This window comes from Ureibacillus terrenus (assembly GCF_006569205.1).
Lineage (GTDB): Bacteria > Bacillota > Bacilli > Bacillales_A > Planococcaceae > Ureibacillus > Ureibacillus terrenus.
Map to the genome: position 1 here is coordinate 22,884 of NZ_VIGD01000018.1, position 26,588 is coordinate 49,471.

Genomic DNA, 26,588 nt, shown 5'->3' on the forward strand with positions numbered 1-26,588 from the left:
TGGGGTAAACAAAATGACCCAAATGAGTATTTGGGTCATGTTTACAGTCTTATTTTGCTTCCTGTTCCACTACATTATTCTTCCTTGCTTTATAAATAATTTCAGCCACTTGCTCCAGCACATCCAACGGTTCGTTGTTTCCGCATTTTTTCCCGTCGATGGTGATCGTCAAAATCGGTCCGTCCATGCTAAAACCAACCGCTTTTTCAAACTTCATCGTTTCCGAAACAACGACTGAACCATCGAGATTTCTTGTGCCTTCTTCAGAAAACACAATTGAAATGATTTTCTGCTTTTCTTTTATCGAAACAATGCCGGATTTGCCTGCCCATGCTTTTATCCGCGCTATGCGCAAAAGTCTTTCCGTTTCGGGAGGCATGTCGCCAAACCGATCGTGCAGTTCTTCGACAATTTCATGATAATCTTCCGGGTTTTCCATCGCTTTAATCCGCTTATACATTTGAATTTTTTGATATCCGTCAGGAATATATTTATCAGGGATATATGCATCTACATGCAAAATAATCTCCACTTCTTCCTTCTCTTCGCGTTTTTCGCCTTTTTGTTCGGCAATAGCCTCTTCCAGCAACTGGGTATACAAATCAAATCCCACCGTATCGATAAATCCGTGCTGCTGGGCCCCGAGCAAGTTTCCGGCACCGCGAATGGAAAGGTCGCGCATGGCAATTTTAAAACCTGATCCCAGCTCCGTAAATTCTTTAATCGCCTGAAGACGCTGCTCCGCCACTTCCGTTAATACTTTATCCCGCTGATACATGAAATACGCGTACGCCACCCGGTTCGATCTTCCTACGCGGCCGCGCAATTGATAAAGCTGGGAGAGCCCCATTTTATCTGCATCCTGGACAATCAGCGTATTGACATTCGGCATATCGACGCCGGTTTCAATAATTGTCGTTGTCACAAGCACATCAAATTCACCGTTTAAAAAGTTCAAAATCACGGATTCCAATTGGGATTCAGACATCTTTCCATGGGCATATCCGACGCGGGCCTCCGGTACGAGTGTCTGAATTTCTTCCACTTTTTTCGTCATATCTTCCACGCGGTTATATAAATAAAATGTTTGGCCTCCGCGGGCAATTTCTCTTTCGATGGCTTCCCGCACCAACGCCGGGCTGTACTCCATCACATACGTTTGGACAGGAAACCGGTTTTGCGGAGGTGTTTCAATAACCGAAAGGTCCCGAACGCCGATCATGGACATATGGAGGGTTCTTGGAATCGGTGTGGCCGTCAACGTCAATACATCTACGTTCGTTTTTAATTGTTTGATTTTTTCTTTATGGGCAACACCAAATCGTTGTTCCTCATCGACAATCAATAATCCCAAATCTTTGAAAGCAACATCTTTCGAAAGAAGCCGATGGGTCCCGATGACGATATCCACCGTTCCATCTTTTAATCCCTTTATTGTTTCCGCCTGCTCTTTTCTCGTGCGGAAGCGGCTGAGCAATCCGACATTAATCGCATACCCTTCGAATCTCGCGCAAATGGTTTCGTAATGCTGCTGTGCTAAAATGGTCGTCGGGACAAGGAACGCTACTTGTTTTCCATCCATAATCGCTTTAAAGGCCGCGCGGATGGCCACTTCCGTTTTCCCATATCCTACATCTCCGCAAATAAGCCGGTCCATTGGTCGTTCCCTTTCCATATCCCGCTTTACTTCCATGATGGTCCGAAGCTGGTCTTCCGTTTCTTCATAAGGGAATGCACTTTCAAATTCCCGTTGTTCATCCGTATCCGGAGAAAATGCATATCCCTTTTCCGCTTCCCGTTTTGCATAGAGTTTAATCAGTTCTTCGGCAATATCCTTCACAGCGGAGGAAACTTTCGCCTTCGCTTTTTTCCATTCCGTACCGCCCAGCTTATGGAGCTTTGGTTCTTTCCCTTCCGAAGAAACATATTTTTGGACTAAATCGATTTGATCGACGGGCACAAATAATTTATCATCGCCCCGGTAACGAATATGGAGGTAATCTTTATGGGTTCCGTTTACTTCAAGGGTTTGGATGCCGAGATATTTCCCAATTCCATGATGAACATGGACCACATAGTCTCCCGGTTTGATTTCTGTATAGCTTTTGATTCGTTCCGCATTGGTCATTTTTTGAGGACGGGTTTTTCTGCGTTTCGTTTGCTGCTTGAATAATTCATCATCTGTTACAATGACAATGCGTTGCAATCCCAATTCAAATCCGGAAGTCAGTTGGCCTTCCACCAGGAAAATACCTTCTCCGGAAGGCGGTCCTATAATGGCATCAATCTCGTAATCTTCCAACATATTTTTTATTTTCTCTAAACGTTCTTTCTCTGCCACGATAATCACGGTGAATTTTTCTTGTTTCCAACGCTCAACCTCATTTTTCAGAAAAGACATTTGCCCGTGAAACTGTTGCATCGGCTTGCAAGAAAAACTCATGGTCTGGTCAAAACGGATGCCGGTAAAACTGCGGGTAAACAACATAAAGTGGACTTTCGGCAAATCTAGTTTTGAAAATATTTTTTTGAAAGAGTAAGAAGGTTGAACATCATGGACCATTTTCCCTTCCTCAATCAATGAAATGAACCACTCTTCCTCTTCCCTCTCCCAGGCTTCGCATACCTCTTGAATTCTTCCCAGCTCATCAAATAAAACGATGCCGTCTTTTGAAAAATAATCTCCTAAAAATGCCGGATGGTCATATAATAAAGAACCGTACTTGGTTACATGGTCGGGCAAATTTCCTTGTTTGAGCATTTCTATATCATACTGGATGTTTTCATATAACGCCTCTTTTACTTCCTGTTTTTTTACCTTTTGTATGCTTTTTGCCAGCGCCTTTTCAAGACGTTCAGCCAATTCACTGCGCTGATCCATTGTAAGCAGCAATTCAATGGCCGGAAGAATACGGCATGACTCCAATTTTCTAATGGAGCGTTGATCATCGGCAGAAAATTCGCGAATGGAATCGATTTCCGTATCAAAAAGCTCAATACGAAATGGTGACTCTGCATATGGTGGGTAGATATCCAGTATTCCTCCACGCAATGCAAACTCACCTGGGGTTGTTACCATCTGACTTCTTGTATAACCCATTTCAACTAATTTCGAAAGCCATTGGTCTATATTAATTTCTTGTCCGACATGTGCTTCTAAAACATTTTGTTTCCATTGCCCTACAGGTGTCATCAATTTTCTCATACCTGCAACAGGGATGACATAGATTCCGACTTCTTCCCTTGCCATGTGATCAAGTGCGGAAATTCGTCCCGCCCTAAGTTCCGGCGATGTAATGGTCATATCCGCCGCAATAAATTCATCGGCTGGATAATAATGGATGTTTTCTTCCCCTGCAAGAGATGTTAAATCATCTACCAACTTTTGCGCTTGCAACAGGCTGGGGGAAATGATATATAATGGCCGTTTTAACTCTCTGAAAAGTGCATCAATTATAACGGCACGGGCACTGGCGTTCAATCCTGTAATTAATTGCGACTGTACCGCATGGTCTTTCAAATTGTGAATCAGCTTATTTATATGTTTATCTTGAGAGATTAATTGCGAAATTACCCGCATACAGGTACCTCCTTCCGATAAGACGAACTTCCTGTATATGTAATCTATGAATCCATTAGACATGCCGTTCACTACTAAAAATGAAAAATATTGGAAAAGCCTTGGACTTTATCGCCCAAAGCGTACTTTCATTGAATCCATTTATTTAAAGCATAATAATCAGGGAATTGCCGCAACGATTCTTCGCAATGTTCGCAAATGCAATGTATGATTGTTTCTCCCAGTTCGTCCTTTTCAATAAATTCTTCAATTTCTCCAACTTCAAACAAATGAATCTTGCGAATCGTTTCTTCTTCGTTAAAAGGCAAAGAACCTAATTCCGTATTGCAATATCTGCAACGATAACGAACAGCCATACTGGACCTCCTTCAAGCTCGGGTATATTCCAAGTATAGACTGTTCAGTGAACAATTATGCACCTCAATTCATTGATGGAAAGGGGAATTAATTAAATTCGTTCATGACATCAATAAACTTTTTGGATTGCCACAATTCGCAAGCTTGAACCACTTTTTCAACCGCCTGTTCAATCAACGGCTCCTCTTCTTTTGAAAATTTGGAAAGAACATAATCAGGAACTTTCATGCCGGCTGGAGGACGGCCAATCCCAACACGAATGCGTTTAAATTCCTGCGTTCCTAGATGCTGGATGATCGATTTCATCCCATTATGTCCGCCGGCGCTTCCTTTTTGGCGAAGCCGGAGTTTTCCGGTTTCTAAATCCAGATCATCGTAAATAACAACTATATCATCAATATCTATATCGAAGTAATCAACGATCGGCCGGACACATTCGCCGGATAAATTCATGAAAGTCAACGGTTTTAACAACATGACTTTCCCTTCAGGACGATGGGCAATGGCATACATGCCTTTAAATTTCGTTTCTTTTAGCGGCACATTCCACTTCGCGGCTAAAGCATCCACACACATAAACCCGATATTATGCCGTGTCCCTTCATACTGCTTTCCGGGATTTCCCAAACCAACAATCAGTTTCATGAAACCATTCCTTTTATTATATCTAATCGTTGCTTATTTTATCACATAATATCAAAGTGTTCCTACTTAAAAGAAATATCTCGGCCCGCAAATTAAACGCAAGAAAGGGTTGTCCAAACATCTTGGACAACCCCGTTTTTTTACGCTTGCGATTCAGGAGCTTCTGTAGCTTTGATATCCTGGTTGTCATTGTCACCTTGGCCTGCATCCCGGGCAGTCGCCGGTGAAGTGACTGTAAAGACGGTTACGTCATCGCCTTCTATAATTTGATAATTCACTCTTTCCCGTATATCGCTTACAAAAAGTGTATCTCCAATACCTAAATTCGAAATATCAATATCGATTTTTTCCGGAATTTCAGCCGGTTTCACTTTGATTTTCAATGTATCCAAAATTTGCGTCAATACTCCGCCTTCTTTTACGCCGACGGATTCTCCAACCGCATGGATTGGCACTTCAACTTCCACTTCTTCTTCCATGTTTACAGATAAGAAATCAATGTGCAATACTTTTCCGTTTAATCGGTCTCTTTGCACTTCCTGAATAAGTGCCTTTACTTTTTTTCCTTCCACATCTAAATCGAAAACACCCGTTCTTCCTCTTTTTTGGACTTCTTTCGCCACTTCCTTATAATCGACTGCGATTGGAGTGTTTTCGATATTGTAGCCGTAAATAACGGCAGGTACTTTTCCTCCTTTTCTAAGTTGGGACAACTCTGAACGCACACCAGTTTTACGTTTTGTCGCTTGTAATACTGTGCTCATAATTTCAACCCCTCCTATAGAAAATTGCGGACTATACCCACTTTTAATTATAGTCCACTTTTTGAAAGTTTCCATTCATTGCACAATTTTTTAGAAAAGCTCTTATACTTCATCATTCTTTCCAAAATAAAAAAAATGTAGACAAATTCGTCCCGGAATTTGTCTACATTTTGGTTTTTAATCAAATAAAGTGCTTACGGATTTGTTTTCATAGATGCGGGAAATCGCTTCCGCCATTAATGGAGCTACCGATAATTGAGTAATTTTTGAAATCATTTTTTCCTCAGGCAGCTTGATTGTATTTGTAACGACCAATTCTCTAATGACGGAATTTTGAATCCGTTCAATCGCCGGACCTGACAGCACCGGATGCGTGCAGCATGCATAGACTTCCTTCGCGCCGTTTTCAATCAATGCGCTTGCACCGATTGTGATGGTGCCTGCTGTGTCAATGATATCATCAATTAAGATACAGATTTTCCCTTCCACATTTCCCACGATATTCATGACTTCCGCAACGTTAGGTCTTGGCCGGCGCTTATCGATAATGGCAATCGGCGCTTTCAAGCGTTCAGCCATTTTGCGGGCTCTCGTTACTCCACCATGGTCCGGAGAAACGATAACTACCTCATCTTCAGAGAAGTTTTTGGATTTAAAATAATCAGAGAGCAACGGAACCGCCATTAAATGGTCAATCAATATATCAAAGAATCCTTGAATTTGTGGAGCATGTAAATCAATTACGATTACCCGTGTCGCACCGGCAGTTTCCAATAAGTTTGCCACTAATTTGGCAGTAATCGGTTCCCGCGCTTTTGCTTTCCGATCTTGTCGGGCATAACCATAATACGGCATCACAACATTGATTGTGCGGGCAGATGCCCGTTTTACGGCATCAATCATGATTAACAATTCCATTAAATGTTCATTTACGGGATGGGAAGTTGATTGGACAATGAACACGTCGCAACCGCGGATACTTTCTTCAATATTAATTTGAATTTCCCCATCACTGAAGTGTTTAACGGAACATTTCCCCAATTCTACACCCATTAATTCCGCAATTTCTTGTGCTAATGGATAATTGGAATTCAAAGAAAATATTTTCAACTTTGTGTCAGCATATGAATACGGCATGATGGCCTCCTAATTACTTTAATTTTTTTGCATAATCGATTTTATTGGTTTGTCTTGCGCGGGCGATTGCCAAGGAATCTTGCGGCACTTCCTCCGTAATCGTAGATCCGGCTGCAATGAACGATCCTGTCCTCAATGTGACAGGAGCCACTAAATTGGAATTGCATCCGACAAATACATTATCTTCAATAATCGTTTTGTATTTATTTTTGCCGTCGTAGTTAACGGTAATGGAACCACAACCTATATTAACATTTTTCCCGACCTCAGCGTCACCTATATAACTTAAATGAGAAACTTTTGTTTCATCTCCAAGTGTGCTTTTCTTCACTTCGACAAAGTTTCCGATTTTTACACGGTTTCCTATTTCCGCTTCCGGTCTTAGATGAGCAAATGGACCGACAGAAGTATCTTCTCCAATAACGCTTTGCTGCACTACGGAATGTTTCACTACGGACCGGTTGCCAATCTTGCTATTGGAAATTTGGCTATTAGGGCCGATAATGCAATCTTCACCAATCACCGATTTCCCTTCAATCACAACGCCCGGATAAATAATTGTATCCCGGCCAATTTCCGCATCGATACTAATATGCGTCATTGAAGGATTAATTATCGTTACCCCGTTCGCCATATGTTTTTTGTTGATGCGTTCCCGCATGATTTCTTCCGCGCGGGACAGGGCTATTCGGTCGTTGACTCCAAGGGTTTCGTTGAAATCCTCGCAAGTATATGCCGCAACCGTTTCGCCTTTTTGTTTTAAAATTTCAATAACATCTGGCAAATAATATTCGCCTTGTGCATTATTATTATTCACCGATTTCAGCGCCTCAAATAATGCTTTATTGTCAAAGCAATATGTTCCAGTATTAATTTCTTTTATCAAACGCTGATCCGGCGTTGCATCTTTATGTTCCACGACTTGCGCTACTTGGCCTTGTTCATCCCGGATGACGCGGCCATACCCTGTCGGATCTTCGGCAATAGCTGTAAGAATTGTCGCTTTTGCCTTCTGTGCGATATGGTGGTCAAGAAGCGCTTTCATTGTTTCTGCCTGGATTAAAGGCGTATCTCCGCAAATCACCAATGTAGTTCCTTCCAAACTGCCTAATATCGATTCAGCCTGCATGACAGCATGGGCTGTTCCAAGTTGCTCGGATTGAAGTACATATTCACTCTTTTCGCCAAGCTGTTCTTTTACTTTCTCGGCTCCGTGACCAACAATTGTTACAATACGGTTTACATTTAATGCAGATATATTGTCAACAACGTGTTCAACCATCGGCTTTCCACAAACCGGATGTAACACTTTGTATAATTTGGACTTCATGCGAGTACCTTGACCGGCAGCCAACACAATCGCATAAATATTCGTCATTCAAAGTCCCCCAATTTCAGCTCATGTTCTCTTATGACTATATAGTAATTTGGGACGATTTTCAAGGCATTGTAAAATGGTCTTGGCGTCTCTTCCTCTCTATTATATTTTTTTCATTTCTGTTTTCATATTATTTTTTTTATGAACATTTATGAAAAACGTTCAGTTTTGCAAAAAATCCGTTTATAAAAAAAGTGTCCCAAAAGTAAAATCATTTACTCTTGGGACACTGTTTTATGCATTTGCTTCTTCTAATTGGGATTCATTTTGGGCTTTTTCCTCTTCACCGGCAGCGTGATAAGCAGCCAACACAACTTCTTGGATTTTATTGCGTGTTTTTGAATTAATTGGGTGTGCAATATCACGGAATTCCCCATCCGGTGTTTTTTTGCTTGGCATAGCCACAAAGAGCCCGTTATTTCCATCAATCACCCGAATATCATGTACCACAAATTCATCATCCAGTGTGATGGATGCAATGGCCCGCATGCGTCCATCTGTCTGCACGCGTCGAAGTCTTACGTCAGTCACTTCCATGATTTCACTCCTCTCTTCCTCTAGGATGCCTTTAAAGCTATTCAATTCTACAAAACTAAAAAATCTCCTTCTTACTTACGAAAAAAATTTAGAATATTTTTAAGTGTTTTATATTTTTGTAAATAGAGGTTTTTGGTTCATGACGTTTTGACAAAAAAATGAAGCGATGAATCCTTTTTGGAATTCATCGCTTCTCTTATCGTTTATTCAAAGGCAGCAATTACTTCGATTTCTACTTTTACATCTTTTGGAAGTCTCGCTACTTCAACTGCAGATCGGGCAGGTTTATGATCGCCAAAATTTGCCTCATAGGCTTCATTCATTTTTGCAAAATCGTTCATATCACTTAAGAATACAGTTGTTTTTACAACATGATTCAACGTTAAACCGGCTTCTGCAAGGACCGCTTTTAAGTTTTTGAACACCTGGTTTGTTTGTGCGACGATGTCTCCTTCCACCAATTCCCCTTCAGGAGTCAAAGGAATTTGCCCTGAACTAAAGAAAAATCCGTTGGCAATAATTCCTTGGGAATAAGGACCGATTGCTTGTGGGGCATTTTTTGTAGATACTGCTTTCATGATCATCTCTCCTTTGAAAAAATATTTCCTTCGCTTAATTGAATGGTTCTCTCTTTTTCATTCACGGAATGAAGTTTTACCAACGAATAGTAATCATCCACAAGGGTTTCACCCGCATGTTCTGCCTCAACAAGGACTGCAATTCCTCCCAAAGTGCAATCAAATTCCTCCAACAGGCTTTTCATGCCGTTCATTGTTCCTCCAACTTTCATAAAATCATCGGTAAGCAAAACCCGTTGGCCGCTTTTCATGCTACGCTTTGATAATACCATTGTTTGGATTCTTCTGGAAGAACCTGATACATAGTTGATGCTCACGGTTGAGCCTTCTGTCACCTTGCTGTCCCTGCGAACAACAACAACCGGCACGTTTAAATGTCGGGCGATGGCGTGGGCAATGGAAATCCCCTTCGTTGCAACCGTCATGATTGCATCAATTTGTTGATCTTTAAAAACGCTGGCAAAAACTTTCCCTACCCGGTTCATCAATTCCGGATTTCCCAATAAATCCGTCATGAATAAATATCCTCCAGGCAGAAGACGATCCGACTTGCTCAATTCGGAAATTAATATTTGAATGATTTCCCGGGTTTCTTCATCCGATACGGTGGGAATATACTTGACGCCCCCACTCGCTCCGGGAACTGTCACTAATTCCCCGATTCCTCTCGTTTCAAATGTTCCTTTGATAATGGCCAGATCTTCACTGATTGAGGATTTTGCGGCATTATACAATTCGGCAAAATATGTGAGTGGAATTAATTGATGGGGATGTTCCAGCAAATAATGTGTCATATCAACCAAGCGCTCGCTACGCTTCCATTTCATGCGACCCTCTCCTAATAAAATACGAATATTTTATAGAAAAAGTATCATAAATGTACGGGTTTAGGCAAGTGAATTCCTCTTGCCCAACATGCGCACCGCATAAACTTCATCGCAAAAACCTTTTAATCCATTGTATACCCGATGAATTCTGTATTCGTTTTTCACCAGCCCGTATACAGTTGGACCGCTTCCGCTCATCAATGCAGCATCTACACCAAAACGGAGCATTTGCTGTTTGATGAAAGCCACTTCCGGATGCAAAGAGCATGTAACCGGTTCGAGAACATTCCCGAGAGATCTGCACATCAAAGCATAATCATTGTTTTCCAAAGCCTGAATCATCTGCTTTGTGTTCGGATGTTGCATATTTTCCAAATTTAAGTTTGCGTAAATTTTGGCTGTTGAAACACCGATTTTCGGCTTTGCAAGAATGACCCAGCAGGACGGTGGAGCAGGCAAAGCCTTTATTTTTTCACCCCTGCCCGTTGCCAAAGCAGTACCCCCATAGACACAGAATGGGACGTCCGAGCCGATCTTTGCTCCCAACTCTGCCAAAGCATCAATGGATATATTTAAATTCCATAGTTTGTTTAAACCTCTCAATGTCGCGGCAGCATCACTGCTTCCTCCGGCCAGCCCGGCAGCAACGGGAATTTCTTTATGGATTGTAATCGTCGCCCCTTCATCGACCTGATATGTATTTTTCAACAGCATCGCGGCTTGATAAGCCAGATTTCGTTCATCTTCCGGAACAATGCCGCTTGAAGAATACACTAAGATTTTCCCGTCACTTCTTAAATCAAGCTCGATCCGGTCAGCCAAATCAATCGTCGTCATCACCATTTCCACTTCGTGATATTGATCTGGACGTTTAAAAAGTACATCCAGGGTTAAATTAATTTTGGCAGGAGCTTTTACATAAAGCATTTTAATCCTCCTAACAGACTATCTGCGGTAAATTTCTTCCGTATATTGTACCATAATGAAGCTATCACCATAGATGTTAAATCTTAAACATGAAATATTCAGTAATTTCTTTATATAAAAATGCCAATAGCTCATTATCAGAGCTATTGGCAATCATGTCAACCCTACTTATTGATTGTTTTGGTTCTGCTGCGCCAGACTTTGTTCAGCCATTTCGATAGCCCGCTTCACCATATTGCCTGCGTCTCGGGCTCTAATTCCTCCCCAACCTTCCCGTTGGACGACATCATAAAACCCGAGCTCTTTTGCAATTTCCTCTTTTAGACGATTCGACATGATTCCGCCTCTTCGTGCCATAGAAATTTGCCTCCTTCAAATAAGTAGGTTGACAGTCGTAGTATGTGCAAGTTCCAAAAAAAATTGTAGACAAAGCCGATGAAAAAATCGGCTTTGTCTACAATTTACAACAGGTCAGAACTTATTTGACTGCGAGTGCTTCGTTATTGTCATCCAAAAAAGTGATTTCCACAGCTTCCGTTAAAATATCTGTGTAGCTATAGGAGACACGTTTGCAAGCATTTTCTTTCTGGTCCAGTTCGACAACAAATACCGCATTGTAGGTTTCGCTCAAAATTCCATTGCACTCAACTGTTTTTTTGCGTCCTCCGTTTGCTTTTAAACGCAAAGGCTTCCCGATGTGTTCATCCATCGTTTTTTTTATCTCTGCTAATGTTTTTGGCATTTCCGCATTCACCTCACTATTTATCATTATAGCGCAGAAATGCCATTCTGTCAATAAATTATAATATTTTAACAGCAGACAAATATCGTTGTCAACTTATTTTTCTTCAAAAAAAGTAAGTTTTTATTATCATATTCGGAAAATTTAGTGAAAATGTGGAAAAAGACTGTTCGATAATTTCCCGAATTCTTCAATCGTCAACGTTTCGCCTCTGCGGGACGGGTCGATTCCGCATGCCGACAAGGCATCCAAAATTTGTTGTTTTTTCTCTTTTCCTTTTGGAAGCCCTGATTGCAAATTGTTGAATATGGTTTTTCTTCGTTGGCCAAAAGCCGCTCTCGTCACCGTAAACAAAAAGTCTTCATCAGCCACTTGAATTGGAGGAGACTCCCTCTTTATTAACCGAACGACCGAAGAATCCACATTCGGCTGCGGCATAAATACCGTCTTCGGCACAGTCATGACCACTTCCGCAGTCGTATAATATTGCACGGCAATGGACAATGATCCGTAATCTTTTGTGCCAGGTTCCGCAGTAATGCGGTCAGCCACCTCTTTTTGCATCATGACGACAAAACCGCGCACCGGCAGTCTGTCATGCAATAACTTCATCAAAATCGGCGTTGTGACATAATAAGGAAGATTGGCGACTACCATAATATCCTCGATTCCTTGCATTTCCTCTTCGATGACTTTTGCCACATCCGACTTTAAAATATCTTTATGGATAATTTTTACATTCGAGTAAGGGCTCAATGTATCTTCCAAGACAGGAATAAGCCGTCCGTCGATTTCAAATGCGACAACCTTTTTACAATTTCTCGCCAAATGCTCCGTCAAAGCGCCGATGCCCGGACCAATTTCTATTGCACCGCTTTTTTCGGTCAAGTTTGCGTAACGCACGATATTCCGCAGAATATTTGAATCAATAATAAAATTTTGCCCCAAACTTTTTTTGAAAGAAAAACCGTATTTCCTTAAAATTTCTTTCGTACGTATTGGCGTAGCTATATCTTTATTCATTTTGTTCCTCCTGATCAATTTGCGCTACTGCTTGTATAAATTGTTCATAGGAAATTTGAAACATCATCAGGCGCTTATGGAGCTGTTTGCCGTTCGTCATCCCAATATTCAATATTTCCCCTAACCGGATGCGGCGATTTTTTGCCGATGGATGCCCAATGAGCCGCGCATCCATTAAATCACCCATCGTAATTTCTTCTTTCGCCGGTTTCTCTCTCAAAGGCGTATAGACGTTTTTCAGGGCTTCCCGCAAATCTTCATCACTCGCATGTTCAATGCCGACGCCTTTTCCGTTTTCGGCAATACACTTTTCTTTTGGCAAAAAGGCATGTTTCACTCCAGGAATATGTTCCTCGATAATCGCCCGGATGCGTCTTCCGGGATAATCGGGATCTGTAAATACAATGACACCGCGCTTTTCTTGGGCATGCTGGATGCGGCGCAGCGTTTCTTCGGAAATGGCAGAACCGTTCGTTTCAATTGTATCCGCATTGACCGCCCTCTTTATGGCAATCGTGTCATCCTTACCTTCCACCACGATGATTTCTTTTATTTCCAAGGCAGTACCTCTCTTCTTACTTTTTATCTTGGACAATTGTACAAAACATCAACTTTTTGCACAAGAAATGTCTGCTTATATTTTTCTCACATAAATAAAAAATAAGCTTTCCTGTATATTGCAGGAAAGCCCAATAAGGATTATGATTTAATTAGTCTAACACTTTTATGCGAACTGTCTTGCGCCCCCATCTGTTGGCTTCTTCCTTTGTTTGTACCAATACGTCAATTTTATTTCCTTTGATTGCGCCTCCGGTATCACCGGCAATCGCATATCCATATCCTTCAACCCAAACTTTTGAACCTAAAGGAATAACATTCGGGTCAACTGCAATCAATTTCAAATTAGGGTTTCCACGCAAATTGATTCCTGTTGCAGATGTCCCGGAACAGCCATTACAGGACGGGGTGTAGGCAGTCGCAATCACATAAAATTCTTTTCCTCTTGCATTTTTTCCACGGGATGCTTGTGCCGTAACCACCTTTGTACCTACAGCAACCACTTTTGCTTTTGGTTCTTCAAGGATTTTCTCATCTTTCAGTACTTTCTTTACAACTTTGCCGTTTTCTTTTATAACCTCGTAAGTCCTTGAAACTTTTCCTTTTTTTCCTTCAGAAATGACTTTTTCTTTTCCTTTTAACAGGGAAGAATCGGATTTTGTTTCCACTGGAAAGTCAATTTCTTCCTCCACTACATCGGTAACCTTTTCGACACGAACAATCGCAATTTTGTCATTTGGTTTCACTTGATCGTCCAAATTCTTTTCGACACGATCCAGTTCATTCAGTTTGATTTCTTGCTGTTTTAAAAAGTTAGCGACCGTAGTGGAAGTAGTCCACACTTGTTTTTTTGCGGTACCATCCACAAGTGTTACTTGGAAGGCTTTGTTAATTTTAATTTTATCTCCGTCGTCTATTTTTTTATCCAGCGGAATGGAGACTACATCATATTCGGATATTTTGATATTTGCTGCATCCAAAATATCTTTTACTTTTGTTTCTGTTGTCCAAAGCTTTTGCTCTTTTCCATCAATGATGATGGTTACTTGTTTAGCTTTGGTCCATTCAATCTTCATGCCGGATTTGATTTTTGCATTCAGCGGATGAGACAATTTGTCATGCCTCGTAATATCTAAATCCTTTTCTTCGAAAAGTTCTTTAACTGTCTCGGCATGAGTCAATACTTTCATTTCTTCTCCATTCGCTATGATGGTCACAGGCTTTTTCGTTCCCTGATACAGGACAAAGGTAATGACTACGGCAAAAAGCACCGTGAACAAAATGGTGACCAATAATGGTTGATGTCTATTCCCAAAAAATAGTTTTTGTATGGGATTACTTGACATTAAAACGCCTCCTTAACACCCGTTGAATTATACGGGTAAGTTTTGATTATGTCAACTAATAAATATTATCATTTACTAGTTTTGCAGGTTATAACCCTATTAAACTGCAGTATCGGAGGCTTTTTTTCATTTTATACATCCAGCCTGAAAATTTTTTTTGCATTTTCCGTCGTCGCCTTCGCAACCTCCTCCACAGAAATTTCTTTTAGGCGGGCAATTTCCTCTGCAACCAACGGTACGAACGAGGGCTCGTTCCGTTTTCCGCGATATGGATGCGGCGCCAAATAAGGCGCATCGGTTTCAATCAATAAATGCTCCAACGGAATTTCTTTTGCCACCAATTTTGGCATGCGGGCATTTTTAAATGTCACGGGTCCGCCTAAACTGATCATAAAGTTCATCTTGATACATTCCCGTGCCGTTTCGACGCTGCCACTGAAACAATGCATGACACCACCTACCGTCTGGGCATTTTCCTCCCTCAAAATTCTCACCACATCTCCGGTTGCTTCCCGGTTGTGGATTACAATGGGGAGATTCACCTTTTGCGCCAGACGAATCTGTCTTCGGAAAAGTTCCTGCTGGACTTCTTTCGGTGATTTATCCCAGTGATAATCCAGCCCTGTTTCGCCAATTCCTACCACTTTCGGATGGTGGGTCAGCTCTTCAATCCATGTTAATTCTTTTTCTGTGCAATCAATAGCGTCTACCGGATGCCACCCAATTACTGCATATAAGCATTCATATTTTTCTATAAGGTTCATCGCCCGTTCAATCGTTTTTCGATCGAAGCCAACGACTACCATTTTTTCTATTTTTGCTGCAAGTGCCCGGTCGATGACTTCTTGCAAATCTTCCTGAAATTGATCTGCATTTAAGTGTACATGTGTATCAATAAACATTTTGCTACACCTACCGTATATTGTATTGTTCTCATGTATTACTTATTTCACAAAACGATTACAATTTGATTACAAGAAATGAGATTCAGAGAATTCTACTTATTGTTTTGTAACAAAATTAGTTTTTTACTCCTAAAACGTTTTCATGAAATTCTATTTTCTAACATAATTTATTATATTAAAATAACATTTACTATAGGTTTTAATCATAAAAAAACCTGTTGAATGGCTCCATCCAACAGGCTGTACTCATTATTTTACTTTAGCCCCATTGGCCAAAGCAGGATCCACTGTTGCAATTTTTAATACCCCATCATGGGAACCTGCCAAAATCATACCTTGTGATAGCTCGCCGCGGAGTTTTACCGGTTTCAAATTGGCCACTACAATGACTTTCTGGCCTATCAATTCTTCGGGCTTATAATACTCTGCAATGCCTGATACCACTTGACGCTTTTCGTATCCTAAATCCACTTGAAGCTTCAGCAATTTATCCGCTTTTGGTACCCGTTCGCATGCAATAACCGTACCTACCCGCAAATCAAGTTTTTGGAAGTCTTCAATGGTAATTTCGGGCATATTTGGCACTTCCGATTTTTTCTTCTCTTCTTCTTGCGGTGTTTTTACACTGGCACGCATCTGATTTCGGATATATTCAATTTCTACTTCTGCGTCCAGCCTAGGGAAAATCGGAATTCCTTTTTCTACCACTTTTGTTTTTTCCGGTATAACATTTCCGAACTCCTCAATCGTATCCCAGGCCAATAATTTTTCATCTAAACCAAGTTGCTCCATAATGCGTTTTGGCGTTTGAGTCATAAACGGTTGTAACATTACTGCAATATGCCGCAAACTTTCGGCTAAATTGTACATGACCTGAGCCAATTTGCCACGGTTTTCTTCATTTTTCGCCAAGACCCATGGCTCCGTTTCATCGATATATTTGTTTGTTCTTGAAATAAATGACCACAAGTCCGCCAGAACAACACTGAATTGCATTTTTTCCATATTCGCTTCATATAAAGCCTTTGTCTCTTTTGCGTGCGCTTTCAATGAAGCATCGAATTCGGTCTCTTCCAATCCCTCTGTCGGAATGACACCGTCAAAATATTTATTAATCATGGAAACCGTACGATTTAATAAGTTTCCTAAATCGTTCGCCAAATCATAATTTGTCCGTTCAACAAATGCTTCCGGCGAAAATACTCCGTCTGCCCCAAATGGCAATTCGCGCAGCAAGAAATATCTTGTTGCATCGACTCCGTAACGGTCGATCAACATTTCCGGATATACAACATTGCCTTTTGATTTTGACATTTTTCCGTCCTTCATCATGATGAAACCGTGGGCAAATACTTTCTTCGGCAAAGGAAGACCCAATGCCATTAAGAAAATAGGCCAATAAATCGTGTGGAAACGGACGATATCCTTGCCAACTACATGTACATCCGCAGGCCAGTATTTTTTAAACAGTTCATCATTGTCTGAACCGTATCCTAATGCTGTAATGTAGTTCGTTAGAGCATCCACCCAAACATAAATCACATGCTTAGGATCTCCCGGCACTTTGATTCCCCAATCAAAGGATGTCCTTGAAACAGAAAGATCCTCAAGCCCTGGTTTAATAAAGTTATTAATCATTTCATTTTTCCGTGATTCCGGCTCAATAAACTCAGGGTTTTCTTCGTAATATTGAAGCAGGCGATCCGCATATTTTTGCATATTAAAGAAATAAGATTCTTCTTTCAACTTTTGGACAGGGCGTCCACAATCCGGACAGTTGCCATCCACTAACTGGGTTTCTGTGAAGAAAGATTCACAAGGCGTGCAATACCAGCCTTCATATTCTCCTTTATAAATATCTCCGTTATCCAAAAATTTCTTGAAGATTTTCTCAACGCTTTTTACATGACGTTCTTGAGTCGTCCGAATAAAATCGTCGTACGAGATATCCAGTTTCTTCCACAACTCTTGTGCGGCTTTAGCAATTTCATCTACGTATTCCTGCGGATGTTTTCCCGCTTCCTTCGCCTTCTGCTGGATTTTTTGGCCATGCTCGTCCATTCCTGTCAAGAAATGGACATCGTAGCCACGCAATCTTTTATAACGTGCCATGGCATCCGAAGCCACTGTCGTATAAGCTGTTCCAATATGGAATTTTCCGCTTGGGTAGTATATTGGGGTTGTTATATAAAAAGCCTTTTTCTCGCTCACCGAAACTGCCTCCAATGTTAACGATATATAGTATTAATTGTAACGATTAACGATTTTTGTTTCAACGCTAACATATTATACTAAAATTTTGACTATATTTACTAATTTTCATAAGCAAAAATTGGTTGGAACTTTTTTATCATACACACACTTTTTTTGTTATTTACCTTTTGATAATCATATTTTTTTAATAAAAAAAATGAATTTTTATAATTTATTTTAATATTTCACAAATCTTCAATGCTAAATTATTGACGTTTATTCCTTTTATTGGTATTATTCTAAACAGACAAGGAATAAATGTCGAATTTTGGCGAATACGAGATTTATTCTAAATATGACGCAAAATAGGAGGAAAACATTGTCATGAAATCTACAGGTATTGTTCGCAAAGTTGATGAGTTGGGACGCGTAGTTATTCCGATTGAACTTCGCCGTACGTTGGGCATCAATGAAAAAGATGCATTGGAAATCTATGTTGACGATGATAAAATCATTCTTAAAAAGTACATGCCAAATATGACATGTGCAATTACAGGCGAAGTTTCAGACCAAAATTTCCGTTTAGCCGGAGGTAAATTGATTTTAAGTCCGGAAGGTGCGGAAATCTTATTGAAAGAAATTCAAGAACACTTAAACAAACACAAAAACGACTAATATTGGGGAAGAATGCCCATCAGCCCAGCAGACAATCGATAACGGCATCGAACTCGCCTTCAAATCAACGTCCAATAATAGATGTTGTTTTATGCGCAGGTCATCGATTGCGGTATCGATTTCGCTTGAGATATCATGTGTGGTGACAAGAGGGACTTCACTGTGGCAAAAGCTGTCTAGAATTGGATTTCTAGACAGCTTTTTTTATAAATGGTACTGCTGGTAAACCTCCCTTTTTGGAAGCCCCCTTAATTTCGCCACTTCCTTAATGGCCTCCTTTGAAGAAAGTTGTCTTTCCTTCATCAAGAATTCCACATGTTCAGGGATCGTCATCCCCGCCCAATAAGGAGCTTCTTCATTTTCATCATTTTCTTTCGCACCTTCCAAGATGATGCAAAATTCTCCCCGGATCTCATTGTCTTTTGTCCATTGGAGAGCCTCTTCCACCGTTCCGCGCAAAAACTCCTCGAATTTTTTCGTCAGCTCCCTTGCTAGCACAATGCGACGATTGCCTAGCACCTCCGCGATATTTTCCAGCGTCTCTTGCAACCTGTGGGGCGCTTCATAAAAAACCAATGTTTCTTTCCGGTTTTTTAATTGGGCCAACTGTCTTTTTCTTTCTTTATTGTTGCGGTTCAAAAAACCGAAAAAGTAAAAAGGCTGAGGGCTTAAACCGGATGCGACTAAAGCGGTTAATGCCGCATTGGCTCCCGGTATAGGGATGACCGCAATATCCTCCGAAACCGCTTTTTGGACAAGATCGGCTCCCGGATCAGAAATGCAAGGCATCCCCGCGTCGCTGACCAATGCGACCTTTTTCCCCTCCCGCAGCCATTGCAATATTTTTTCGCCGGCCTGTTCTTGGTTATGTTCGTGGTAGCTTACCAAAGGAGTGGAAATATCGTAATAATGACATAATTTTTTTGTATTTCTTGTGTCTTCTGCTGCAATGATGTCCGCTTCCTTTAGAATGCGCAAGGCCCTCAAGGTGATATCTTCCAAGTTGCCTATGGGGGTTCCCACCAAATACAAACAACCGCTTTGCTCATGTATGCTGCTTTTTTGAGACTTCATTTTTTTCTCTCCCAATTTCAATATATTTTATCTTTTCGCTGCGTTTTAATTGCTTAAAGGCGTATTCGGCCTTCAACGCCTCCTCTTTCGTTTCAAAGATTTCATAGTAAATGCATTGGACGGGCCGCCGTGCTCTTGTATATTTTGCCCCTTTGCCTTCATTATGCTGCCTAATTCTCCGTTCCAAATGATTGGTATAACCGGCATAAAGGGAGGAATCGGCGCATTCCAGCACATAAAAATAATGGTTATCCTTTTTTTCCATATAACAATTCTTTCGTTTCATCCGTGTATTCATTGTTCTCATTATAAACATAGAGCGGAGGCAAAATTTTTAAATCCGGCTTCCCGTCCTTGATTCCTTCAATCAACAGCATGTTGGCTTCTTTCCCCATTTTCGGATAAATAAAACGTATCCGCTTCGGTTCCAGACGATAATTCCTCATGGAAGTGATAATATCCAGGAGTCTGCCCGGTCTATGTACAAAAGCCGCCTTTCCCCCCTGTTTTAATAATCTGCTTGCGGCATAAATCGCTTCATCCAGGGTCAAGAGCACTTCATGGCGGGCGATGGTATAATGCTCATTCAAGTTTTTGTCGCTTGTTTCAATGTCCAAAAAATAAGGTGGATTGCATGTCACCGCATCATATTTTTCAATGCCGAGCATCGGAGGAATTTCTTTTACATCCCCATGAATCATTTGAATCTGGTCTTCCAATCCATTGTACTTGATGCTTCTTACAGCCATATCATACAACCGCTCTTGTATTTCCACACCAATGATTTTTGCCTTGGTACGGGTGCTTAAAAATAAAGGAATGACCCCGTTTCCGGTACATAAATCAACTATTTGCCCCCTTGAAATCGGGATGCTTGCAAACCTCGACAATAAAACGGCATCCAAAGAAAAGGAAAAAACAGAAGGACTCTGGATAATACGCAAATCCTCCGCCAATAAATAATCCAGGCGTTCATCGCCTTTCAACCATTCTTCCACACTGACACTCCTCCTCATGAAAATAAAAGACTGTACCCCATTCGGGTATCAGCCTTTTGTTAACTGTTTTTATTAAAAAACGAAAGACAAAATAAGCAGTCCTCACCTTTCCGGGAACTTCCAAAATGCACATTGCATACATGAAAGCCTTCCTGATAAAGCCGGGCCAAATTGTCATAGCCCTCCCCGATATCTAAAGCGCCTTTCTTTCCGCCCTGTTCAAAAGTTTCTGCTGCCTTTGTAAGATCTTCCAATCGCTTTCTGAGATGATAATTTTCTATTTGAAGTGACTGATATTCTTCCACCAAATGCGCAACAGATTTTTTGATTTCGTCAAATTGCTGTTGTAGCGATTCCAGTTGCTGTTCGAATTCCATTATAGCATCTAAAAAATTACGGTCCCTCAACCAAGCCACCCCATTAGTATATGTCTATATCAAATTCTTCTCGCATGCAAGGATTTCTTCCAATGTATATTCGGCAGTCCGTTCAAGTTCTTCCAAATAGACTTGGATTACCCGTTCCAGTACATTGATTCCCGCAACGGTTCCGACGCCATCAGGAGTGATGATGGTTTCACCGATGTCCGGCATTCCATTTTTCGCAGTTTCGTAATCATCATTTTCATATTTTAAACAGCACATTAATCGTCCGCACAATCCGGAAATTTTTGTAGGGTTTAAGGACAAATTTTGATCTTTCGCCATTTTAATGGAAACCGGATCAAAATCCCCCAAAAAGGTAGTACAGCATAGCATCCGGCCACAAGGACCAATGCCCCCGAGCAGTTTCGCTTCATCCCGAACCCCGATTTGCCGAAGTTCTATGCGGGTCCGGAAAATCGCGGCCAAATCTTTTACCAGTTCGCGGAAATCCACTCTTCCCTCTGCTGTAAAATAAAAAATGACTTTATTCCGATCGAATGTATACTCAACATCCACCAGCTTCATTTCCAACTGATGTTCTGCAATTTTTACATTTGCTATATCAAAAGCCCGTTTCGCTTCTTTCTTGTTTTCTTCCACCTGGATTTTATCCCGTTCCGTCGCTGGGCGGATCACCTGCTTCAAAGGCAGAACCACGTCATTTTCTCCCACTTGCCTCATCGGAATTACGACTTTTCCGTATTCAATCCCCCGGGCCGTTTCCACAATCACGTATTGATCCTTTTCCAGTTGATATTCTCCAGGATCAAAGTAATATATCTTACCCGCCCGTTTAAAGCGGACACCTACCACATTATACAAAGGAATACCCCTCCTGCAATTTCAGCATTAGCTGTTCCATTAAAAGCGTGCGATTCATATTGCGTCCCACATTTTGTCTGGCTTCCAAGATTGCATGCATCTGGTTTGACAATTGCTCATATGTGGAAGATAATGCAAATTCCTTCCATCTATCGATCATATCCGGATAAGTGCAGGCACTGTCCGGATTTGCCTTTATCGCTACAATATCCCGATAAGCTAAAAGCAGTAAATCGAGGCTGAGCTCGAATTCGTTTCTTTCCTTCAAATTCGGAATCCATTCGTCATATATGATCAACAATGCTTCATTCACATTCTTTCTGACAGCCTCAACTAATTTTAACACTGTTTTTCTCGCAAGTGCAAACTGCTCATCTTGCGCCAGCTCAAGTCCTTTTTCAAGGCTGTTCGTTACCTGGCTGACCGTGGATGCCATGGAAAACGTCAATCCATGTTCGACCAATTGCTGAATTAAAAATTCTTTTGGAATGCTTGAAAACTTGATATGCTGGCAGCGGGACCGGATCGTCGGCAAGATCGATTGATATTGTTCCGTTAAAAGAATGGCCGTTACTTGTCCATCCGGTTCTTCCAAAAACTTTAACAACGTATTGCTTGCGGCAATATTCATCTTATCGGCATGATGGAGGACATAAATTTTTCTTCCTTCCTCAAAGGACGTTTTGGCCATTGTTGAAATTAAATCCCGGATTTGCTCCACTTTAATAAATTGTCCATCCGGTTCGATATGCAGCACGTTCGGATGATTGCCGGATTCCACCCGTTTACAATTTCTGCATGTTTCACATGGAACATTTTTCGACGGGTTTAGACAAAGCAGCAGTTTAATAAAAAATTTCGCCACCTCTTTTTTTCCCGTGCCTTTTTCCCCTTCAAATATATAAGCATGTCCAATGCGTCCCTTTTCAAAAATCATCTGCAATTGCTTCATGACAATCGGTTGCAGTTTCATTAGTTGATCAACGGTTTCAAGCATTTCCTTCCACCTTTTCTTCCCTTAAAATCAACCTTTTTTTAGAAAAAATCCCGTGTCTATTAATATTCAAAAGACACGGGGGGTCACATATATAAATTAATCAATAGGCCTTTTATTTCTCCAATTTTATCAAGCAGCTCAATCGTTTCCTTTTCTTCGTCCAAAATGTCCTGAGCCAACTCCACCAAATGTTCGTCAATCGTTTTAATGATTTTCAACCTTCTGCCTTCGCCGAACCGGTTCCAGGTGTGGGACTGTTTCAATTCAAGGCCATATTCAACGGTTTCTTGCAGAAAGCGTTTCACGAGCATCTTAAATCGGGCCAAGTCACGCAAATTTCTGGATCTTGCGACACGATCCCCCGCCGCGGAGATATCCCCCAACAGACGGGTCAATTGCTCATTTTGCAGTTTCTGCCCATGCTTGACAACAAGTTCTCCAAAGCGGTTATTGTTCTCAGTTGTATGTTTTATTTCTTGAAGATTCGGTTTAATCCCTACCCGTAAATCCTGATTAATTTTCACAAAACTTCAGCCCCTACATGATTCTTCAAATGACAGGAATCCGTCATTCAAAAGTGGTAATATGCTTCGATCGGCAGCACAAACACCGTTGCACCGCCAACTTCCACCTCCACCGGATATGGAATATACGTATCGGCATTTCCTCCAAGAGGTGAAACAGGAGTGAACAATTGTTCCCTCGCCCGGCAATTGTCCCGGATGATGTCCAACACCTTCGGAACATCCTGATCATCTACGCCTATGAGAAAAGTGGTATTTCCCGAGCGCAAAAACCCTCCGGTACTTGCCAGCTTTGTCGCCCTAAACTGCTGCTTCATTAATGCATTCGACAACCGGTTGCTGTCCAAATCCTGAACGACGGCAATGATTAACTTCATCCACTCACTCCTACGTTCTTGTATTTTATTATATCATATTACCCATTTACACTTCATTTCCTGCTTTCAGAAAAATCAGCCATTCTTTTGGATGCTGTTTAGATGGCGGATTGTCAGGAAAAGAAAATTTTTTCCTTATTTTATGAATGAAACGATGATTTTGCCCTGTTTCATGATCAACTTTTCATGCAACGCCCACAACGGGCGGCAAATCCTGATCATTTCATAAAAGAGCATGAATGTTTTTTACAGTATACCCTTAAAAGAAAAAGAAAAACAAAGGGATATCCATTCCAGATATCCCTTTTTTCCATTTATTCCTTTTTTAAATAATTCAACACCTCATTTAACACCAGATGAAATACAGTGTCCATGTCCTGATCGGCATCGATTTTCTTGATCCTCTCAGGGAACCTTTCTAAAAGTTCGTAGTATCCTTTCCGAACTTTGCGGTGAAAATCCAGCGACTCCAAATCCAGGCGATTGACTTCCCGGTCGCCGTCTTTCCGGATTCTGGATAGCCCCACTTCGGGAGAGACGTCCAAAAATAAAGTCAAATGGGGCATATAGCCATTCACGGCAAATTGGTTGATGGCCCATATTTCTTCGATTCCGAGCCCTCTCGCATACCCTTGATAGGTAAGGCTGCTGTCAATGTATCGATCGCATAACACAATACTTCCTTGTTCTATCGCCGGAATGACCTTTTCAACAAGATGCTGCCTTCTTGCGGCAGCATACAAAAGGGCTTCGGTCTTGGCATCCATCTTTATATTCTTTTTATCTAAAATGATGTTTCGAATCTGTTCGGCAATCTCAATGCCTCCAGGCTCTCTCGTACAAACAACCTCATACCCCTGTTGAACCAAATATTCCGCTAAGCGTTGGAGGATCGTGCTTTTCCCTGCTCCTTCTCCTCCTTCAAAACTGATTAAATATCCCACAAGTTGTTCCTCCAATAAATTGCATTGATTTTTAGACATCGATTAATTCTTTACCACATAAAGGAGCTTTTCTTCAAGTCGATGCTCCCCTTGGAAAGCTGCTCCTGCCGCCAATAGTTCTTCCAATTGGCTCAGTTTGGATACCGTAATTTTTTCTCCCGGTATAAATAAAGGGATGCCCGGTGGATAAGGAATGACCATACCTGCCGAAACCCTGCCAATGGCCCGTACATAAGGAATCCATTCCGTTTCCTTATCCTCCAATTCATCGAAGGAATATTCGGGAATGGAGATTTTGTTCTTATTTTGATAAGATGTCGCAAATCCATCCATCGCCTTTGTATTTTTCAACATGGCAACCGCTTCTTTGATCAAAATCCTTGTTTCTGCAAAAGGAAAACTTTGTCCCTGTTTCAACAAAGGCAAAATGAGCAAAACTTGATGAAGATCCGCCAATTCCGGATATATGCCGCGCTCTTCCAATGCCTCTTTCACCTGAAAACCGGAATGGCCTGGTACTCTTAAAAGCACTTTTAACGGATCGTCCATTTCGATGACTTGCAAAGATGGAATGGAACGCAACGCTTCAATCCACCGTTCCCTTTTTTCGAAAAAGTAGCTTGCGTCACTTTCCAAATAGGTTTGCACATAATGTCTTGCATCGTCCAAAGAAGCAAGCAATACATAGGATGGACTGCTTGACTGCAGCATCCGTAAATATCGGTTGACCCTCTCTGCATCCACAAGGTTTGATTTGATATGTAAAAAGGATGCCATGGTCATTGCCGGCAAGGTTTTATGGGCTGATTGAACAACCAGATCCGCTCCTGCATCCAGAGCAGACTCCGGAAATCGTTTGCTTGCCGAAAAGTGGGCGCCATGGGCTTCATCCACCAAAACCGGGATCCCCAATTCATGACAGAGAGCGATCTGCAGTTTTAATTCTTTGGACACCGCTCCATAATAGGTCGGAGAAGTCAAAATGACCGCTTTGGCATCTTGATGAATCAGCAATACCTCTTCTAAAGTCGTAAATGTTACGTGAGTGGCCGTCCTTGTTTTTTCATCCCATTCCGGGGAAACATAGATCGGTTTCGCCCCGACCAATTGAAGTCCATGAAAAATCGATTTATGGGCATTTCTTTGTACAATCACTTTCTCATTCCGTTTACAAACGGCATAAATCATTGCCAAATTGCCCACGGTGGAACCATTAACTAAAAAAAAACTGCGATCGGCACCGTATGTTTGTGCCAACAATTGCTCCGCTTCGTATATTGCTCCTTCAGGATGATGGAAATCATCCAGACCTGTCAGCTCTGTTAAATCAAAGGGCAGTGCACCCTGCATATCCTGCGGCAATCCCGAAATTAATCCATTCTTATGGCCCGGTACATGAAAAGATATCGGATGTTTCTCCGTAAATTTCTTTAATGTTTCCACTAATGGCCGTTCGATTCTCATCGTTTTACCCCCTGTACTACTGACTTTTATTATAGTCCGAATGACGGAAAAACACATCTTTTGATAAAGAATTCAATAAAATATTTTCAAACTTTTTACAAATACAGGGGAACCGTACAATTGCACAGAAGGAGTTTTATGGATTGCAATAAAAAAACACCACTGAAAAAGTGGTGTCTTTGCGAAGCGCGCGTCTATCTCGCGCAGGGGGAAGCCCCCTCACTACCATCGGCACTGGCTCCGAAGCCCGTTGACCGGCGAATCTCCGCGTCAGCTTCGCCGGTCCGGTGCTCACGTACACTGTACGCTCCGATCCGGGCCGGCTCGCTTCCTTGACCTTCTTGGTCCCCGGGCTTCTCGCCTGCTGCTGCTCTGGATTCCCTTATCCATTGAATAGCTGCTTCCTTAACCGCGCCGACCTGACCTTCGGTCTTTGGCAGTTGGGGGCTTATTTTTGAAAACAAAAAAGCACCACTTCAAAAGTGGTGCTTTCTTGCGAAGCGACGTCCTACTCTCGCAGGGGGAAGCCCCCAACTACCATCGGCGCTGAAGAGCTTAACTTCCGTGTTCGGTATGGGAACGGGTGTGACCTCTTCGCCATCGTCACTTCACAATATGAGGGTTGTTCCCTCAAAACTGGATAACGGCATCGAAAGTGTTTTCTTGGTTAAGTCCTCGATCGATTAGTATCCGTCAGCTCCACACGTCACCGTGCTTCCACCCCGGACCTATCTACCTCATCGTCTTTGAGGGATCTTACTTGCTTACGCAATGGGAAATCTCATCTTGAG

General features: G+C 41.5%; 28 protein-coding genes and 2 rRNA genes. 1 reads left to right on the top strand and 29 read right to left on the bottom strand.

Annotation, left to right across the window (positions count from 1 at the left end; all coding sequences use genetic code 11):
* Positions 1 to 49: 49 nt before the first annotated feature.
* From mfd to metG, 17 genes are all read right to left on the bottom strand, one after another.
* Positions 50 to 3,580 carry a transcription-repair coupling factor gene (gene mfd, locus FKZ59_RS12155; protein WP_141603027.1) on the bottom strand — a complete coding sequence of 1,177 codons (3,531 nt, stop codon included), beginning with the start codon at positions 3,578 to 3,580 and terminating at the stop codon, positions 50 to 52.
* A 128-nt stretch (positions 3,581 to 3,708) separates the two neighbouring features.
* Positions 3,709 to 3,936, bottom strand: a complete 228-nt coding sequence (locus FKZ59_RS12160) for an anti-sigma-F factor Fin (protein WP_141603028.1) — start codon at positions 3,934 to 3,936, stop codon at positions 3,709 to 3,711.
* 88 nt (positions 3,937 to 4,024) lie between these two features.
* Positions 4,025 to 4,582 (bottom strand): aminoacyl-tRNA hydrolase, encoded by a 558-nt coding sequence (pth, locus tag FKZ59_RS12165; RefSeq protein WP_141603029.1) that lies wholly within the window; start codon positions 4,580 to 4,582, stop codon positions 4,025 to 4,027.
* A 140-nt stretch (positions 4,583 to 4,722) separates the two neighbouring features.
* The gene (locus tag FKZ59_RS12170) at positions 4,723 to 5,346 is read right to left on the bottom strand and encodes a 50S ribosomal protein L25/general stress protein Ctc (RefSeq protein WP_141603030.1); all 624 of its coding nucleotides are present in this window, start codon (positions 5,344 to 5,346) and stop codon (positions 4,723 to 4,725) included.
* 177 nt (positions 5,347 to 5,523) lie between these two features.
* On the bottom strand, positions 5,524 to 6,483 hold the full coding sequence (locus FKZ59_RS12175; protein WP_141603031.1) for a ribose-phosphate diphosphokinase: 960 nt from the start codon (positions 6,481 to 6,483) through the stop codon (positions 5,524 to 5,526).
* Between the two features lie 13 nt (positions 6,484 to 6,496).
* A complete protein-coding gene (gene glmU / locus FKZ59_RS12180; RefSeq protein WP_141603032.1) occupies positions 6,497 to 7,861 on the bottom strand; it encodes a bifunctional UDP-N-acetylglucosamine diphosphorylase/glucosamine-1-phosphate N-acetyltransferase GlmU in 1,365 nt (454 codons plus the stop codon).
* Positions 7,862 to 8,095: 234 nt separating this feature from the next.
* Entirely contained in the window at positions 8,096 to 8,398 is a 303-nt protein-coding gene (spoVG, locus tag FKZ59_RS12185) for a septation regulator SpoVG (RefSeq protein ID WP_141603033.1), read from the bottom strand.
* A gap of 203 nt (positions 8,399 to 8,601) precedes the next feature.
* Complete coding sequence (locus FKZ59_RS12190; RefSeq protein WP_141603034.1) at positions 8,602 to 8,976, bottom strand: RidA family protein; 375 nt, start codon at positions 8,974 to 8,976, stop codon at positions 8,602 to 8,604.
* 2 nt (positions 8,977 to 8,978) lie between these two features.
* The gene (gene purR / locus FKZ59_RS12195) at positions 8,979 to 9,803 is read right to left on the bottom strand and encodes a pur operon repressor (protein WP_141603035.1); all 825 of its coding nucleotides are present in this window, start codon (positions 9,801 to 9,803) and stop codon (positions 8,979 to 8,981) included.
* Positions 9,804 to 9,863: 60 nt separating this feature from the next.
* Positions 9,864 to 10,730, bottom strand: a complete 867-nt coding sequence (gene ispE / locus FKZ59_RS12200) for a 4-(cytidine 5'-diphospho)-2-C-methyl-D-erythritol kinase (protein ID WP_141603036.1) — start codon at positions 10,728 to 10,730, stop codon at positions 9,864 to 9,866.
* Positions 10,731 to 10,898: 168 nt separating this feature from the next.
* Complete coding sequence (locus FKZ59_RS12205; protein WP_141603037.1) at positions 10,899 to 11,087, bottom strand: small, acid-soluble spore protein, alpha/beta type; 189 nt, start codon at positions 11,085 to 11,087, stop codon at positions 10,899 to 10,901.
* 121 nt (positions 11,088 to 11,208) lie between these two features.
* Entirely contained in the window at positions 11,209 to 11,472 is a 264-nt protein-coding gene (gene veg / locus FKZ59_RS12210; RefSeq protein ID WP_141603038.1) for a biofilm formation stimulator Veg, read from the bottom strand.
* Between the two features lie 144 nt (positions 11,473 to 11,616).
* Positions 11,617 to 12,495, bottom strand: a complete 879-nt coding sequence (rsmA, locus tag FKZ59_RS12215) for a 16S rRNA (adenine(1518)-N(6)/adenine(1519)-N(6))-dimethyltransferase RsmA (protein ID WP_141603039.1) — start codon at positions 12,493 to 12,495, stop codon at positions 11,617 to 11,619.
* Complete coding sequence (gene rnmV, locus FKZ59_RS12220; protein WP_141603040.1) at positions 12,488 to 13,054, bottom strand: ribonuclease M5; 567 nt, start codon at positions 13,052 to 13,054, stop codon at positions 12,488 to 12,490. Before rnmV ends, rsmA begins: the two co-directional genes overlap by 8 nt.
* Before the next feature lie 151 nt (positions 13,055 to 13,205).
* Positions 13,206 to 14,399, bottom strand: coding sequence for a G5 and 3D domain-containing protein (locus tag FKZ59_RS12225; protein WP_141603041.1), 1,194 nt, complete (start codon positions 14,397 to 14,399; stop codon positions 13,206 to 13,208).
* Between the two features lie 131 nt (positions 14,400 to 14,530).
* Positions 14,531 to 15,301, bottom strand: a complete 771-nt coding sequence (locus FKZ59_RS12230) for a TatD family hydrolase (protein ID WP_141603042.1) — start codon at positions 15,299 to 15,301, stop codon at positions 14,531 to 14,533.
* A gap of 252 nt (positions 15,302 to 15,553) precedes the next feature.
* Positions 15,554 to 17,515: a methionine--tRNA ligase gene (gene metG, locus FKZ59_RS12235; protein ID WP_141603043.1), complete on the bottom strand. Its 1,962-nt coding sequence runs from the start codon at positions 17,513 to 17,515 to the stop codon at positions 15,554 to 15,556.
* Between the two features lie 366 nt (positions 17,516 to 17,881).
* On the opposite strand from metG, the gene FKZ59_RS12240 reads away from it, so the two are divergent.
* Entirely contained in the window at positions 17,882 to 18,172 is a 291-nt protein-coding gene (locus FKZ59_RS12240; protein ID WP_141603044.1) for an AbrB/MazE/SpoVT family DNA-binding domain-containing protein, read from the top strand.
* Between the two features lie 204 nt (positions 18,173 to 18,376).
* Here FKZ59_RS12240 and rsmI read toward each other — a convergent pair whose 3' ends face one another.
* The 12 genes from rsmI to FKZ59_RS12300 form a co-directional block, all read right to left on the bottom strand.
* Positions 18,377 to 19,246: a 16S rRNA (cytidine(1402)-2'-O)-methyltransferase gene (gene rsmI / locus FKZ59_RS12245; protein ID WP_141603045.1), complete on the bottom strand. Its 870-nt coding sequence runs from the start codon at positions 19,244 to 19,246 to the stop codon at positions 18,377 to 18,379.
* The gene (locus FKZ59_RS12250; RefSeq protein WP_141603046.1) at positions 19,218 to 19,511 is read right to left on the bottom strand and encodes a GIY-YIG nuclease family protein; all 294 of its coding nucleotides are present in this window, start codon (positions 19,509 to 19,511) and stop codon (positions 19,218 to 19,220) included. Before FKZ59_RS12250 ends, rsmI begins: the two co-directional genes overlap by 29 nt.
* Positions 19,495 to 20,244, bottom strand: coding sequence for a tRNA1(Val) (adenine(37)-N6)-methyltransferase (locus FKZ59_RS12255; RefSeq protein ID WP_141603047.1), 750 nt, complete (start codon positions 20,242 to 20,244; stop codon positions 19,495 to 19,497). The genes FKZ59_RS12250 and FKZ59_RS12255 overlap by 17 nt, the downstream gene beginning before the upstream one ends.
* Positions 20,245 to 20,303: 59 nt before the next feature.
* The gene (gene yabA / locus FKZ59_RS12260; protein ID WP_141603048.1) at positions 20,304 to 20,651 is read right to left on the bottom strand and encodes a DNA replication initiation control protein YabA; all 348 of its coding nucleotides are present in this window, start codon (positions 20,649 to 20,651) and stop codon (positions 20,304 to 20,306) included.
* Positions 20,652 to 20,675: 24 nt separating this feature from the next.
* On the bottom strand, positions 20,676 to 21,491 hold the full coding sequence (locus FKZ59_RS12265) for a PSP1 domain-containing protein (protein WP_141603049.1): 816 nt from the start codon (positions 21,489 to 21,491) through the stop codon (positions 20,676 to 20,678).
* Positions 21,484 to 22,488, bottom strand: coding sequence for a DNA polymerase III subunit delta' (gene holB / locus FKZ59_RS12270; protein ID WP_141603050.1), 1,005 nt, complete (start codon positions 22,486 to 22,488; stop codon positions 21,484 to 21,486). The genes FKZ59_RS12265 and holB overlap by 8 nt, the downstream gene beginning before the upstream one ends.
* Before the next feature lie 83 nt (positions 22,489 to 22,571).
* Positions 22,572 to 23,012, bottom strand: coding sequence for a YaaR family protein (locus FKZ59_RS12275; RefSeq protein ID WP_141603051.1), 441 nt, complete (start codon positions 23,010 to 23,012; stop codon positions 22,572 to 22,574).
* Positions 23,013 to 23,059: 47 nt separating this feature from the next.
* Positions 23,060 to 23,389: a cyclic-di-AMP receptor gene (locus FKZ59_RS12280; protein WP_141603052.1), complete on the bottom strand. Its 330-nt coding sequence runs from the start codon at positions 23,387 to 23,389 to the stop codon at positions 23,060 to 23,062.
* A gap of 314 nt (positions 23,390 to 23,703) precedes the next feature.
* Entirely contained in the window at positions 23,704 to 24,372 is a 669-nt protein-coding gene (tmk, locus tag FKZ59_RS12285) for a dTMP kinase (protein ID WP_141603053.1), read from the bottom strand.
* A 3-nt stretch (positions 24,373 to 24,375) separates the two neighbouring features.
* Positions 24,376 to 25,797, bottom strand: a complete 1,422-nt coding sequence (locus tag FKZ59_RS12290) for an aminotransferase class I/II-fold pyridoxal phosphate-dependent enzyme (RefSeq protein WP_141603054.1) — start codon at positions 25,795 to 25,797, stop codon at positions 24,376 to 24,378.
* A gap of 495 nt (positions 25,798 to 26,292) precedes the next feature.
* A 5S ribosomal RNA gene (rrf, locus tag FKZ59_RS12295) occupies positions 26,293 to 26,408 on the bottom strand.
* A gap of 52 nt (positions 26,409 to 26,460) precedes the next feature.
* A 23S ribosomal RNA gene (locus tag FKZ59_RS12300) occupies positions 26,461 to 26,588 on the bottom strand; the annotation flags it as partial.

Bases quoted from the DNA above. Each gene is read 5' to 3' on its own strand.
- ispE (WP_141603036.1), bottom strand. From the start codon at position 10,730: ATGCTTTATGTAAAAGCTCCTGCCAAAATTAATTTAACCCTGGATGTA.
- FKZ59_RS12250 (WP_141603046.1), bottom strand. From the start codon at position 19,511: ATGGAAAAAAAGGATAACCATTATTTTTATGTGCTGGAATGCGCCGAT.
- rsmI (WP_141603045.1), bottom strand. From the start codon at position 19,246: ATGAAGTCTCAAAAAAGCAGCATACATGAGCAAAGCGGTTGTTTGTAT.
- rsmA (WP_141603039.1), bottom strand. From the start codon at position 12,495: ATGAATAAAGATATAGCTACGCCAATACGTACGAAAGAAATTTTAAGG.
- FKZ59_RS12280 (WP_141603052.1), bottom strand. From the start codon at position 23,389: ATGAAGTTAATCATTGCCGTCGTTCAGGATTTGGACAGCAACCGGTTG.
- pth (WP_141603029.1), bottom strand. From the start codon at position 4,582: ATGAAACTGATTGTTGGTTTGGGAAATCCCGGAAAGCAGTATGAAGGG.
- FKZ59_RS12290 (WP_141603054.1), bottom strand. From the start codon at position 25,797: ATGAGAATCGAACGGCCATTAGTGGAAACATTAAAGAAATTTACGGAG.
- FKZ59_RS12225 (WP_141603041.1), bottom strand. From the start codon at position 14,399: ATGTCAAGTAATCCCATACAAAAACTATTTTTTGGGAATAGACATCAA.
- FKZ59_RS12230 (WP_141603042.1), bottom strand. From the start codon at position 15,301: ATGTTTATTGATACACATGTACACTTAAATGCAGATCAATTTCAGGAA.
- spoVG (WP_141603033.1), bottom strand. From the start codon at position 8,398: ATGGAAGTGACTGACGTAAGACTTCGACGCGTGCAGACAGATGGACGC.
- tmk (WP_141603053.1), bottom strand. From the start codon at position 24,372: ATGTCTAAAAATCAATGCAATTTATTGGAGGAACAACTTGTGGGATAT.
- mfd (WP_141603027.1), bottom strand. From the start codon at position 3,580: ATGCGGGTAATTTCGCAATTAATCTCTCAAGATAAACATATAAATAAG.
- veg (WP_141603038.1), bottom strand. From the start codon at position 11,472: ATGCCAAAAACATTAGCAGAGATAAAAAAAACGATGGATGAACACATC.
- FKZ59_RS12190 (WP_141603034.1), bottom strand. From the start codon at position 8,976: ATGAAAGCAGTATCTACAAAAAATGCCCCACAAGCAATCGGTCCTTAT.
- FKZ59_RS12240 (WP_141603044.1), top strand. From the start codon at position 17,882: ATGAAATCTACAGGTATTGTTCGCAAAGTTGATGAGTTGGGACGCGTA.
- FKZ59_RS12175 (WP_141603031.1), bottom strand. From the start codon at position 6,483: ATGCCGTATTCATATGCTGACACAAAGTTGAAAATATTTTCTTTGAAT.
- holB (WP_141603050.1), bottom strand. From the start codon at position 22,488: ATGCTTGAAACCGTTGATCAACTAATGAAACTGCAACCGATTGTCATG.
- FKZ59_RS12170 (WP_141603030.1), bottom strand. From the start codon at position 5,346: ATGAGCACAGTATTACAAGCGACAAAACGTAAAACTGGTGTGCGTTCA.
- FKZ59_RS12205 (WP_141603037.1), bottom strand. From the start codon at position 11,087: ATGGCACGAAGAGGCGGAATCATGTCGAATCGTCTAAAAGAGGAAATT.
- glmU (WP_141603032.1), bottom strand. From the start codon at position 7,861: ATGACGAATATTTATGCGATTGTGTTGGCTGCCGGTCAAGGTACTCGC.
- purR (WP_141603035.1), bottom strand. From the start codon at position 9,803: ATGAAATGGAAGCGTAGCGAGCGCTTGGTTGATATGACACATTATTTG.
- FKZ59_RS12160 (WP_141603028.1), bottom strand. From the start codon at position 3,936: ATGGCTGTTCGTTATCGTTGCAGATATTGCAATACGGAATTAGGTTCT.